General features: G+C 72.2%; 11 protein-coding genes and 1 pseudogene. 9 read left to right on the forward strand and 3 right to left on the reverse strand.

Annotated elements, in window-relative coordinates; translation table 11 throughout:
- Window positions 1–33 precede the first annotated feature (33 nt).
- The 3 genes from ACQEV8_RS06075 to ACQEV8_RS06085 all read left to right on the forward strand — a co-directional run bounded on the left by ACQEV8_RS06075 (window position 34) and on the right by ACQEV8_RS06085 (window position 2338).
- Window positions 34–231, forward strand: coding sequence for a ferredoxin (locus ACQEV8_RS06075; protein ID WP_432972464.1), 198 nt, complete (start codon window positions 34–36; stop codon window positions 229–231).
- Entirely contained in the window at window positions 228–1415 is a 1188-nt protein-coding gene (locus ACQEV8_RS06080) for an NAD(P)/FAD-dependent oxidoreductase (RefSeq protein WP_432958010.1), read from the forward strand. Before ACQEV8_RS06075 ends, ACQEV8_RS06080 begins: the two co-directional genes overlap by 4 nt.
- A 71-nt stretch (window positions 1416–1486) precedes the next feature.
- Window positions 1487–2338 (forward strand): SDR family oxidoreductase, encoded by an 852-nt coding sequence (locus ACQEV8_RS06085; RefSeq protein WP_432958011.1) that lies wholly within the window; start codon window positions 1487–1489, stop codon window positions 2336–2338.
- Window positions 2339–2607: 269 nt separating this feature from the next.
- Here the strand turns inward: ACQEV8_RS06085 and ACQEV8_RS06090 are convergent, their stop codons facing one another.
- Window positions 2608–3363, reverse strand: coding sequence for a thioesterase II family protein (locus ACQEV8_RS06090; RefSeq protein WP_432958013.1), 756 nt, complete (start codon window positions 3361–3363; stop codon window positions 2608–2610).
- Between the two features lie 102 nt (window positions 3364–3465).
- On the opposite strand from ACQEV8_RS06090, the gene ACQEV8_RS06095 reads away from it, so the two are divergent.
- The gene (locus ACQEV8_RS06095) at window positions 3466–3885 is read left to right on the forward strand and encodes a DUF779 domain-containing protein (RefSeq protein ID WP_432958015.1); all 420 of its coding nucleotides are present in this window, start codon (window positions 3466–3468) and stop codon (window positions 3883–3885) included.
- A 35-nt stretch (window positions 3886–3920) separates the two neighbouring features.
- A complete protein-coding gene (locus ACQEV8_RS06100; RefSeq protein ID WP_432958017.1) occupies window positions 3921–4394 on the forward strand; it encodes an SRPBCC domain-containing protein in 474 nt (157 codons plus the stop codon).
- Here the strand turns inward: ACQEV8_RS06100 and ACQEV8_RS06105 are convergent.
- Window positions 4391–5710: a M20 family metallopeptidase gene (locus ACQEV8_RS06105; protein ID WP_432972467.1), complete on the reverse strand. Its 1320-nt coding sequence runs from the start codon at window positions 5708–5710 to the stop codon at window positions 4391–4393. The two genes, ACQEV8_RS06100 and ACQEV8_RS06105, sit on opposite strands and share 4 nt — an antisense overlap.
- Window positions 5711–5774: 64 nt before the next feature.
- Window positions 5775–6881 carry an Lrp/AsnC family transcriptional regulator gene (locus ACQEV8_RS06110; protein WP_432958019.1) on the reverse strand — a complete coding sequence of 369 codons (1107 nt, stop codon included), beginning with the start codon at window positions 6879–6881 and terminating at the stop codon, window positions 5775–5777.
- A 95-nt stretch (window positions 6882–6976) separates the two neighbouring features.
- Here ACQEV8_RS06110 and ACQEV8_RS06115 point away from each other — a divergent pair, with 95 nt between their 5' ends.
- From ACQEV8_RS06115 to ACQEV8_RS06130, 4 genes and pseudogenes are all read left to right on the forward strand, one after another.
- Window positions 6977–8551: an AbgT family transporter gene (locus tag ACQEV8_RS06115; RefSeq protein WP_432958021.1), complete on the forward strand. Its 1575-nt coding sequence runs from the start codon at window positions 6977–6979 to the stop codon at window positions 8549–8551.
- A 40-nt stretch (window positions 8552–8591) separates the two neighbouring features.
- Window positions 8592–9746 carry a M20 family metallopeptidase gene (locus tag ACQEV8_RS06120; RefSeq protein WP_432958023.1) on the forward strand — a complete coding sequence of 385 codons (1155 nt, stop codon included), beginning with the start codon at window positions 8592–8594 and terminating at the stop codon, window positions 9744–9746.
- Window positions 9747–10039: 293 nt separating this feature from the next.
- Window positions 10040–11487: pseudogene (locus ACQEV8_RS06125) on the forward strand (cytochrome P450).
- Window positions 11471–12478 (forward strand): (-)-alpha-amorphene synthase, encoded by a 1008-nt coding sequence (locus ACQEV8_RS06130; RefSeq protein WP_432958025.1) that lies wholly within the window; start codon window positions 11471–11473, stop codon window positions 12476–12478. Before ACQEV8_RS06125 ends, ACQEV8_RS06130 begins: the two are co-directional and overlap by 17 nt.
- Window positions 12479–12561 lie beyond the last annotated feature (83 nt).

Consider the following 12561-nt stretch of genomic DNA (forward strand, 5'->3'; position numbering starts at 1 on the left):
TCTCCCCTCCTGAAGGAACAAGAGATGACAAGCATGCGTGTGGAACTGGACGTGCCGAAGTGCGTGGCGTCGGGGCAGTGCGTGATGGCCGCTCCTGACGTCTTCGACCAGCGGGAGGACGACGGTGTCGCGATCCTGCTGGCGGAGCGGCCCGGCGAGGAGCTGCGCGGTGAGGTGGAGGAGGCCGTGGCGATCTGCCCGGCCGCAGCGATCCGGCTGGTGGAGTCGTGAGGCGCGTCGTGGTCGTCGGAGCCTCTGCCGCCGGGCTCGCGGCGGCCGAGACGCTGCGCCGGGCGGGCTACGACGGCACGCTCACCCTCGTCGGTGACGAGCCGCGCGCCCCGTACGACCGTCCCCCGCTGTCCAAGCAGATCCTCTCCGGGGAGTGGAGCGCCGAGCGGCTGCCGCTGCGCCGGCGGACCGACCTCGACGCCCTCGGCCTCGACCTGCGGCTGGGGTCGGCGGCGACCGGGCTGGACATGACGGACCGTACGGTGTGTCTGGCCGACGGGGAGTCAGTGCCCTACGACGGGCTGATCGTGGCCACCGGGGTGCGTCCCCGGCGGCTGCCCGGTGACGGTGGCGCACACGTGCTGCGCACCCTGGACGACGCCCTGGCGCTGCGCGAGCGGCTGAAGCCTGATTGCCGGCTGGTCGTGGTGGGCGCCGGGTTCCTCGGCGCCGAGGCTGCCGCGGTGGCCCGGGGGCTCGGCGCCCGGGTGACCCTGCTGGAACCGGCTCCCGTGCCGCTGGCGCACGCCGTCGGCACCGAGGTCGGGCAGGTGCTCTCGCGGGCCCACCTCGACCACGGCGTGGAGCTGCGCACCGGCGTCACCGTCGCCGAGGTGACCGACGGGGGCGTGCGGCTCGCGGACGGCGAACCGGTCGAGGCCGACGAGGTCCTGGTCGCCGTCGGCTCGCTGCCCAACACCGAGTGGCTGGCTGGCAGCGGGCTGCCGGTCGGCGACGGTGTGCTCTGCGACGCGTACTGCGCGGCCGGGCCGGGTGTGTACGCGGCCGGTGACGTGGCCCGCTGGGACAACCCGCTGTTCGGGACGTCGATGCGGATCGAGCACCGTACGAACGCCGCCGAGCAGGGCATGGCCGCCGCCCGCAACCTGCTCGCCGAGCCGGATGCGCGCAGGCCGTTCGCGCCGGTGCCGTACTTCTGGTCCGACCAGTACGACACGAAGATCCAGGCGTACGGCCATCTGCGCGGGCACGACGAAGTCGCGGTCGTCGAGGGGGACTTGGCCGAGCGCAGGTTCGTGGCCGCCTATCGCACCGGCGAGCGGCTGACCGGCGCCCTGGCGGTCGGCATGCCGCCCAAGGCCGTCCGCGGCTGGCGGCAGGCCATCGCGGGCGGGACGGCCTGGAACGACGCCGTACCGGCCGCCGGCACCGGGGCGGCCTGACCTTCGGCACATCGACCCCGGGCGGGGGCGGCCCTGTCGCCGCCCCCGCCCGTTCAGCAAGGAGATCGCAGATGGAGGACCAGATGCAGAACCGTACGGACGACCCCCGTGACGTGGTCGTCGTCACCGGAGCGGGCGGGATGGGAACGGCGGTCGCGCGCCGCCTGGGCAGTGGACGGACGCTGATCCTCGCCGACCACTCGCGCGAGCGGCTCGATCAGGTGGTGGCCGAGCTGAGCGCCGAAGGGTACGCCGTGCAGGGCGTACCGACCGATGTCTCCGACCGTGCCTCGGTCGAGGAACTCGCCCGGACCGCGGCGGTGCAGGGACGGATCACCGCGGTGGTGCACACCGCCGGGGTCGCCGCCGCGACGGCCTCGGTCCGCAGGATCCTCGACGTGGATCTGCTCGGCACGGTGTACGTGATCGAGGCATTCGAGAAAGTGGCCGTCAGAGGCACCTCGCTCGTCTGTGTCGCCAGCCTGGCCGGGCACATGGCCTCGGTCGGCGCCGAGGACGAGGCCGCCCTGGCGACGGCTCCCGCCGAGGAACTGCTCGGTCTTGACGCCGTGACGGCCCTCGGCGACGACGCGACCGCCGCGTACATCCTCGCCAAACGCGCCAACCACGTCCGCGTGCAGGCCGCCGCCCTCGCCTGGAACCGGCTCGGCGCCCGCGTCAACACCCTCAGCCCCGGTGTCATCGCCACCGCCATGGCGAAGGCGGAGGCCGACTCGGACGCCGACGGACACATGCTCAAGATGCTCGACGCGTGCGGCGCGGGCCGGCCGGGCACGCCGGGCGAGATCGCCGACGCCGTGGCCTTCCTCACCGGCCCCGAGGCGCGGTACGTCACCGGCACCGATCTGCTCGTCGACGGCGGGCAGGCGGCCTGGATCCGCCGGCACATGCGGCGCCCCTGATGACGGTGGCCGGCCCGGCCTTCCGGTCACCGGCCCGGCGCGCCTGAGCGCGGCGTCGTGGCAGGCCGGGCGGGCCACGCTCCAGCTGTTCACCGCCGCGCCGCCGGCCTTCGGCCTGTACCTGTTCATCACCGTGCTGCTGCTCACGGCGATCGCCGCGGTCTCCGTCGTCGGGGCGTGGATGGCGGGTGAGGCGCTCGGCCTGCCGCCCGGCGACAGCGGTCACCGCAGGGTGCCGGCCGTACTGGCGTATCTGAACGGCCGGTGCGTCAGCGTGGGGTCGTGGCGGGCCGGGCCAGCCGCTCGTCGATGACGCCGATCACGTCCGGCGCGTGGTCGATGAGGAAGAAGTGTCCGCCGGGGTAGCGCTTCATCTCGAAGTCGCCTTCGGTGTGGGCGCTCCAGGCGCGTACCTCGTCGTGGCTCGCCTTGGGGTCGTCGTCTCCGGTCAGGGCGGTGAGGGGGCTGCGGAGCCGGTGGTCCGACGCCCACACATAGGTCTCCACCGCTCGGTAGTCGTTGCGCAGGGCCGGGAGGATCATGCGCATCAGCTCCTCGTCTCCGAAGATCTGCTGGTCGGTGCCGCTGAGCCCGCGCAGTTCGGCGATGATCCCGGCGTCGTCACGCCGGTGCACCCGCTCGTCGCGGTGGCACGACGGAGCGCGGCGCCCCGAGACGAAGACCCGCTCGGCGAATCGCCCGGCCCGCTCCAGCCGTACGGCGACCTCGAAGGCCACGGTCGCTCCCATACTGTGCCCGAACAGGGCGAAGGGGCGGTCCACCGTGCGCGTCACGGCCCGGCTGACAAGGTCCGCGAGACCGTCGATGGTGTCGATCATGGGCTCGTGGTGCCGGTCCTGACGGCCCGGGTACTGGACGGAGAGCACCTCGACCCGGGGGTGCAACGCCTGGGCCACCGGCCGGAAGAAGGACGCCGAACCGCCCGCGTGGGGCAGACAGACCAGCTGTACGGGGGCGTCGGGGCTCGGGAAGAAGCGTCGTATCCACGGATCGGTGGCGGTCATGGGGCCTTCCTGTTCTCATGCTCGGAACGACTTCTCATGCTCGGAACGACATGCTCGTACCGATTGCCAAGATAGACGGACCGACCGGCCAGGAGGGATCGCATGACGAACCACCCCACCCGCACGGAACGTGTCGAACTGACCCCGGCCGCCGAGGAACTGCTGCGGCGGCTGGCCGGGACCCACGGGCCGGTGATGTTCCACCAGTCCGGCGGCTGCTGCGACGGCAGCGCCCCGATGTGCTACCCGCGCGGCGAGTTCCGGGTCGGCGCCTCGGACGTCCTGCTGGGGCAGGTCGCCGGGGACACCCCGTTCTGGATGAGCGGGGACCAGTACACGTACTGGTCGCACACCCATCTCACGGTGGACGTGGTCCCCGGCCGCGGCAGCGGCTTCTCCCTGGAGGCCCCGGAGGGCGTCCGTTTCCTGATCCGCTCCCGGCTGCTCACCGACGAGGAACTGCGGCACATCGAGGCGGAGCCACCGCTGCCGACCGGGGCGGACGAGCCCGGCCGGGCCTGAAGGGCTCGGTGCGCGCGTCGCCGTAGGGTGGTCGCATGTACACGACGCGGGTCTCGGGCCATGTCGACGCGGCGCGTCCGGCCGTCTACCGGGCCCTGGTGAGCGCGGAGGCGATCGCGCGCTGGCGGGTGCCGGACGGGATGAGCAGCGAGGTGCACGAGTTCGATGCCCGCGAGGGCGGCAGGTTCCGTGTCTCGCTGACGTACGACGCGCCGGACGCCACCGGGAAGTCGGCCGCGCACACCGACACCTACCACGGCCACTTCGCGCGGCTCGTGCCCGACGAGCAGGTGGTCGAGGTGCTCGCGTTCGAGTCCGCCGACCCCGCGCTGGGCGGCTCGATGACCATGACGACGACGCTCACCGACGCGGAGGGCGGCGGCACGCACGTCCTCATGGTCCACGAGGGCATCCCCGACGTCGTGCCCGCCGCGGACAACGAGACGGGCACGCGCATGGCCCTGGCGAAGCTGGCCCGGTTCGTCGAGTCCGGCCCGGACGCCGTCTAGGGCGCGGGGCATCGTTCGCCGAGGTCCCAGAACAGGCCCGCCATGATGCCCAGCCCTTCTCGGGCCACCGCTCCCAGCAGGTGTTCGTCGGGGGCGTGCTGGGAGCAGGACGGGTGGGAGTGCGGGATCCAGACGGTGGGCAGGCCGAGGATGTCCGCGAAGGCGTCGTTGGGGAGCGTGCCGCCGAGGTTGGGCAGGATCGCCGGTTCCTTGCCCGTGGTGCGGCGCAGGGAGTCCACGGCCCAGCCGACCCACGGGTCGTCGGGGCTGAGGCGGGTCGCGGGGACGGCCTGCAGCACCTCGACGTCGACCATGGTGAGGCCGTGGGCGTCGAGGTGGTCGCGGACGATGCGTTCGAGGTCGTGCCAGGGGGTGCCGACGACGAAACGGAGCTGGACATCGGCATGGGCGGTGCCGGGGATGGCCCCGACGGGCTTGGCGGGGTCGCCGGCGGCCAGGGTGAGGACTTCCAGCGTGTTCCAGCCGAAAACGCGTTCGGCCGGGGTGAGGCCCGGCTCGCCCCAGTCGGTGTCCACGTCCGGGTCGTCGTCCCCGCCGCCCACGGTGAGTTCGGCCAGGGCGGCGGCGACGGGCCCTGGCAGCGCGGGCGGTCGCAGTCCGTCCACGAGAATGCGGCCCCGGGCGTCGACCAGGGTCGCCAGGGCTCCGGCGAGGACCGTGGCGGGGTTGCGCAGGGCGCCGCCCCAGTTGCCCGAGTGGTGGGCGCCCTCGCGCAGCGCCACGCGCAGGCGGAAGTTGGCGGCACCCCGCGAACCGAGGAACAGGGTCGGGCGGCCGGCCGCGAGGCGTGGCCCGTCGGAGGCGATCAGCAGGTCGGCGGCCAGGTCGTCCTTCAGCCGGCGGCACGTCTCGTGCAGGCCCGGTGAGCCGGACTCCTCCCCGGTCTCGACGAGTACCTTCAGATTGAAGCCGAGCCTGCCTCCGCGGGCCGCCAGGACCTGCTCGAGCGCGGCCAGGTTGACGGTGTGCTGGCCCTTGTTGTCGGCGGTGCCGCGCCCGTAGAGGCGGTCGCCCTCGACGACGAGTTCCCAGGGGGACAGGCCGGTGCGCCACCGGTCGTCCTGGCCGGGGACGACGTCACCGTGGCCGTAGACCAGGACGGTGGGCAGGTCGTCGGCCTCGTGCCGGTGGGCGAGCAGAAACGGCCCCGCGCCCGGCAGCGGATTGTCGACGATCCGTACGGTCGCGCCCAAACGGCTTACGGCCGGGGCGAGTTCGTCGGTGAGGTAGGTGCGCAGCGGGCCCGTGCCGTCGGGCGGTGGGCTCTGGGTCGGGGAAGCGACCCGGCGCCGCAGGTCGGCGAGGAACTCCCCGAGTCGTAGTAGGCCTCGGCCAGGCCGATGGCGGTCTCACGTGTCGTCATGTGCTGCACTCCCACTGGTCGCTGTCCCGTTCGAGCGTCGGCATGCGGTCCCGCCCTTGGTCCGCCGGTCCGGGCGCGTTCGCCAGGCGGCCGTCCTCCCGGTCGAGCCAGTGCCGCCGCAGCGCCCGGAGCACCACGGAGACGTCGAAGGAGAGCACCCCGGGAAGGTCCGCCACATCGCGCGTGAGGAACGCGGCGAGGCCCGCCTCGTCGCGAAAGACGCCCTGGTGGACGACGGAGAAGGGGCCCGCGTTGGTCGACACGTAGCGGGCGGAGGGGTGCCGGGCGAGTGTCCGGGCGGCCTCACCCACTCCGCTCGGTGACACGGTCAGAGCGACCACCGCCTCCAGGGCGTAGCCGAGCAGTCCGGGCTCGATCTCCACGCGGGGCCGGATCAGTTCGCGCTGGAGCAGGGACTGGGTGACGCGGTAGGCGGTGGACCGGCCGATGCCGAGCTCCCGGGAGACCTGGGCGGCGGTCATGCGGCCGTCGGCGGCGAGCAGCCGCAGTGTGCGCAGTTCGTCGCCGGCGAGGCGGGCGGGCCGGTCTGCGCCGTCCGGTGCGGCGTCGCCGTCCTGCGCCGCGTACTCGGCGAGCAGCCGGTGCTGGTCCGCCGTCAGCCGGGGCAGCCGCCAGGAGTCGGACTTGGTGTCGGCGCGCAGGACGAGTGCGGTGCGGGTGGAGTGCACGCCGGGGAGTGCGGCGACGCGCCGGGTGAGCAGGTCGTGGGCGTCGGTGCGGCGAGTGGGCTGGACGACGCAGTAGACGTCGGCCTGCCCTGCGGTGACCGCGACATGGGCCGTCTCGGGCAGGGCGACGAGCCGCCGGGCGACGTCGTCGGTGCGTCCCGGCGCCGCGGTCACCCATATGTGCCAGGGCGTGCCCTCGCCGGACACCGACAGGTCGACCTGGCCGATCACCCGCAGCAGCCGGTTCGACTCCAGCCGGGCCAGCCGCCGTCCCACGGTGCTGGCCGACACACCCAGTGCCTGGGCCAGCAGGCTGAGCGGGGCGCGCGGCGCACGCTGGAGCGCGGCGACCAGATCGAGGTCGTCGTCGTCCAGGGCGTTCTCCACGGGGTCCATCAGCGCCCATCCCTTCATGGAACGAATCCGTCAACCAGCGGCTTCACGCGACCGATACGACCGCAACAACCTTTTCACTTGCATGATTTCGTCAGGGCGTCGTCAATAGGGGTGTGACCACCACCACTTCACCCCCACCGCCTGACGCCCCCTCGAAGCAGCTCTCCCGGCTGCTCGCCGTACTCGGTCGCATAGAACGCCTCGGCAACAGACTCCCCCACCCCTTCTGGCTGTTCGGAGTGCTGAGCGTCGTACTGGCCCTGGTCAGCTGGCTCCTGTCGGCGACCGGCGCCTCCGCGCTCAATCCGGCCACCGGCAAGACGGTGGGGGTGCGCAGTCTCGTCTCGGGCGAGGGGCTGCGGATGATGATCTCCGACGCGGTGACCCACTACGCCACGTTCCCGCCGCTCGGCACGATCCTGGTGGTCATGCTGGGCGTGGCCGTCGCCGACCGGTCGGGGCTGCTGCCCGCGATGCTGCGGGCGGCCGTCGCCCGGGTCCCGGCCCGCCGGCTGACGTTCACGCTGGCCTTCACGGCGATGGTCGCGCATGTCGCGTCCGACGCGGCCTATGTGGTGCTGGTGCCGCTGGGCGCGATGGCGTTCCGGGCGGTGGGGCGCAGCCCGCTGCTGGGCGCCGTGGTGGCGTTCGTCTCGGTGGCCGCCGGCTACGACGCGAGCCCGCTGGTCACGCCGACGGACGCGGTGCTGTCCGGGCTCACGACGGCCGCCGCGCACACCGTCGACCCGTCGTACGTGGTCAACCCGCTGTCCAACTACTTCTTCTCCCTGGTCTCGTCCGTCGTCCTGGCCCTGGTGATCACGGTCGTCACGGAGAAGGTGATCGCCCGACGGGTGGCGGCGATGCCTCAGGAGCCGGAGCCGGAGGACGTCCCCGAGGGCGCGGGCGAGGTCTCCGAGGGTCTGACGCTGCGCCCGGAGGAGCGCAGGGGACTGCGCAACGCCGGCCTGGTGCTGCTGGCGTACGCGGCGCTGGTCGTGGTGGTGATGGTCCCGGCCGGGTCGCCGCTGCGCGGCGAGGGCGGCAGCATCGTGCAGTCGCCGGTGCTCACCGGCATCGCGGTGGTCCTGGCGGTGGCGTTCCTGATCGTGGGCGCCGTGTACGGGCGGACGGTGGGGACGGTACGCAGGGGCCGGGACATCCCCGACCAGATGGCGCAGGGCCTGCGCGAGATGGCGCCCATCCTGGTGCTGTTCTTCGCCATCTCCCAGTTCCTGGCGTACTTCAAGTGGACCGGTGTCGGCGAGGTCCTGGCGATCCGCGGCGCCGGCCTGCTGAAGTCGGCCGGCATCACGGGACCGGTCGCGTTCCTCGGCGTCCTGCTCATCTGCACGGTGATCAACCTGTTGGTCACCAGCGGGTCCGCCCAATGGGCCCTGGTCTCCCCGGTGTTCGTCCCGATGTTCATGCTGCTCGACATCCCGCCCGAGGTGACCCAGGCGGTGTACCGCATCGCGGACTCGTGCACCAACGCGGCGACGCCGATGAGCGCCTACTTCGTCATGACCCTGAGCGTCGTACAGCGCTACCGGCGCTCGGCCGGCATCGGCACGCTGCTGTCGCTGACCCTGCCGCTGTGCCTGGTCATGCTGGTGGCCTGGACTCTGCTGTTCTACGCCTGGTGGGCGCTGGGGATTCCGCTGGGCCCGGGCGTACCCGTCCGCTGACCGCCGTGCCGCATCGCTGTACGTACGACAAGGAGCGCGCATGTCCCTGACCCGTGTCGAGTCGCTGGCCCGGGCCGCCCTGCCGGAGATCACCGGTGATCTGCGGACGCTGGTCGAGCTGGAGACACCCAGCGACGACAAGGCGCTGCTGACCGCCGGGCTCGCCGCCGTCGAGGCCTGGACGCACCGCCGGCTCGGCCCGCCGGACGAGTCACGGCGCCATGACGGCGGCGCCCACGGCGACATCCTGGAGCTGCTCCACCGGGGCACGTCGCCCGCGGTGGTGCTGGTTCTGTGCCACTACGACACGGTGTGGCCGGCCGGCACCCTCGCCGAGTGGCCCTTCCGGGTGAGCGAGGACGGCCGGGCCACGGGGCCGGGCGTCTTCGACATGAAGTGCGGCCTGGTGCAGGCGGTGTGGGCGCTGCGCCTGCTGCGGGAGCTGGATCTGCCGCGCCCTTCGGTACGGCTGCTGCTCAACGGCGACGAGGAGGTCGGCAGCCCGGCCTCCCGGCCGGTGATCGAGCGGCTGAGCGAGGACGCGACGGCCACGCTGGTGTGCGAGGCGTCGGCCGGGCCGGAGGGCGCGCTCAAGACGGCCCGCAAAGGGGTCGGTCTGTTCGAGGCGACGGTGGAGGGCGTGGAGGCGCACGCGGGTCTCGACCCCGACAAGGGTGCCAGCGCCGTGCACGCGCTCGCCGAACTGGTCACCCGGATCGCCGGGCTGAGCTCGCGGGAGCGTGGGACGACGGTCAACGTCGGGCTGATCGGCGGTGGTACGGGGCGCAACGTCATCGCGGGCCGGGCGAGCTGCGGCATCGACGTGCGGATCACCGACCCCGCCGAAGCGGACCGCGTCGACGCCGCACTGACCTCCCTCGTCCCCTCCGATCCCCGGGTGCGGGTCGCGGTCACCGGCGAATGGAACCGTCCCCCGATGGTGCCGGCACCCGCCTCGCGACTCCTGTTCGAGCAGGCGCGCGCGGCAGCGGCGGAACTGGGGTGGGCGCTGCGGGAGACCGCCGTGGGTGGTGCGAGCGACGGCAACTTCGTCTCCGCGCTGGGCCGTCCCGTCCTCGACGGCCTGGGAGCGGTGGGCGACGGCGCCCACGCCCGGCACGAACACGTCCTGCTGGACCATGTCCCGCCGCGTACCGCGCTGTTGGCCGGGATTCTCCTGGCGGCAGCCGTTTAGCGGGACCTCCCGTCGCTCCACCCTCCATGTTCATGCCAGGCACACAGAACGACAGCGGCGAGCTACAGGAGCACAGCCGGAACACGGATTCCTCCGTGCACAGAAATTCATTGACCAACTGAATGCACGCAGCAATCGTGAGGCACTCGACGCCCCTCCGTGCTTCCGTGCGCCCCTATGGAGAAAGGATTCGGCGAGCCGTCGGCAGATTTCACTGGGCAGGACTGAGGCATGCGTCAAATCGACGCGACCGCACCACAATCCCGTGTGCCGACCGAGGCAGGTGGTATTCGATGAGCGGCTCCGTTCCCGGACCGGCCCGAAATTGGACAGTGGGCACTGCTCCAGGCATATTCCCATTCCTGGGCCACGGTATCGACTTGGTCCGTCGCCCGCTGGCTTTTCTGGAATCTCTGTCCGCGCACGGGGATCTGGTCGAAATACGCCTGGGTCCGCAGCGTGCCTGGATGGCCTGTCACCCGGATCTCGTCCACCAGGTACTCGCGGACCCGGAGACGTTCGACAAGGGCGGCCCGCTCTACGACCGGCTGCGGATACTGCTGGGGGACGGCGTCGGCACCTGCCGCCATCAGGATCACCGGCGCCAGCGCAGGCTGCTCCAGCCCGGCTTCCGCAAGGCCCGCGTCGCCGGCCAGGTGCAACTGATGGGCGAGGAAGTGGAGTCGGTGTGCCGCGGATGGCGGAGCGGGCAGGCGGTCGACGTCAGCGCGACCATGATGGATCTGTCGACCCGCGTGATCAGCCGCCTCCTCTTCTCCGACTCGCTCGACGCCGCGACCGCCACCGAGATGCGCGAGTGCCTTGCCATCGTGGTCCGCGGCATGTTCGTCCGGACGGTCATGCCGGTCGACGCTCTGTTCCGTGTTCCCACTCCGGCGAACCGGCGCTACCGGCACGCTTCCGACCGCCTGCGCGCGATCGTCGACGCGGCTGTCGCCGAGCGCCGGCGAGGCGCCTGCCGGGACGACCGGGACGATCTGCTGGGCACCCTGCTGGCGGCCGCGCGCGGGGAAGGCGGGGAGAAACCGATCACCGATCAGGAAGTCCACGGCCAGGTGATCACGCTGATGTTCGCCGGCGCCGAGAGCACCGCCCTGTGCCTCTCCTCGGCCTTGGAACTGGTGGGGCGGCACCCCGAGGAGGAGCGCCGTCTGCACTCCGAGGTGGACACCGTGCTCGCCTCCGGACGGCCGCCCGGCCCCGACGAACTGGCGCGCCTCGTCCACACGCGGTCCGTCCTCACCGAGACACTTCGCCATCGCCCTCCCGGCTGGCTCTTCACCCGCGTCGCCACGAAGGAGACGGAGCTCGCCGGGCACCGGCTCCCACGGGGCACCACGGTCGTGTTCAGCCCGTACCTCCTGCACCACGACCCCGCCCTGTTCCCCGACCCCGACCGCTTCCTCCCGGCCGCTGGCTGCCCGGGCAGGCCGTCGCCCGCCCCGGAGCGATGATCCCGTTCGGGGCCGGCCGCCGGAAATGCATCGGGGAGACACTCGCCCTGACGGAGGCCGTGGTCGCCGTCGCGTTCATCACCCGCCACTGGCGGCTGCGTCATCTGCCCGGTTACGAGGAGCGGCTGCGTCCGGCGGCGTCCCTGGGGCCGCGGGGACTGGTCATGACCTGCGAACAGCGCGTCAGGAGGCCGGCGGGCACAGCTGCCGTGCCCGTCGCCCACAACTCCCGAACGGCAGGTGGCAACGATGTCCACGACGCATGAGGAAATAGCGCTCGCCGCGCAGGACGGAATGCAGGCGGTCGATCTGCGGGAACTGATCGACGCGAACCTCTACATGCCGTTCCCGTTCGAGCGCAGTCCTCACGCTTCCGAAGCGTCGGCGGGCGTCGACACCTGGCTGAGCGCATGGGGGCTGACCGACGACCCGGCCGTGGCGGCCATGATCTCCTATACACGCCCCGCCGAACTCGCCGCCTGCAACAGTCCGTCCATGGATTCCGGGCTCCTCCAGATCGTGGCCAATCAGATCGCCTACCAATTCGTCTTCGACGACCGGGCGGAGGACGTCGGCCGGCGCTCGCCGGGCCGGCTGCTGCCCATGCTGAGCGAGAGCGTCGCGATCCTGCGGGACGGCCGGCCGCCCGCCACCCCGCTCGGGGCGGCCCTGGCCGACCTGTATCGACAGGTCCGCGAGCGGTGCACACCCGATCAGGCCGCACGATGGGCCTGGCACAGCCGTGAGTACGTGCACGGCCTCCTGTACGAGGCGGTGGCCCAGGCCCATTCCGACCCGGTGGGCAGCGGGCTGTGCCGGTCCATACGCTCCCTCATCGCCGGCGTCGAGCCGTTCTACCCGCTGTGCGAGGCCGCGCAGCCGTGCGAACTGACGCCGCAGGAGATCCATCACCCCGTCATGCGACGCCTGAGCCGGTTGTCGGCCGACGCGGCGGTGTGGATACCCGACCTCTTCTCCGCGGTGAAGGAACAGCGCGCGGGCGGCATGATCAACCTGGCCCTCGCCTACCAGCGGACGCACCGGTGCTCCCTCCCGGTGGCCGTCACCCTGGCCGTACGGCACATCAACCGCACGATCCACGAGTTCGAGGAGCTCTACGGTGAGATCAGGCCGGAGCTGAGTCCCTCCGGCGTCGGCTATGTGGAGGGCATGGCCGGCTGGATCCGCGGATGCTACTTCTGGTCCCGGACCGTGCCGCGGTACGCCGACACGATGGCGGCACCCGCAGAGCTCTGACCGTTGACGCGACCGGTCGCCTCCCCCCTCAGGACTCCCGAAAGGGGCGGAAACGGGCCACGCTACCCCGAAAGGCGGGGATC

The sequence above is a fragment of the Streptomyces sp. CA-179760 genome (assembly GCF_050937045.1).
Taxonomy (GTDB): Bacteria; Actinomycetota; Actinomycetes; order Streptomycetales; family Streptomycetaceae; genus Streptomyces.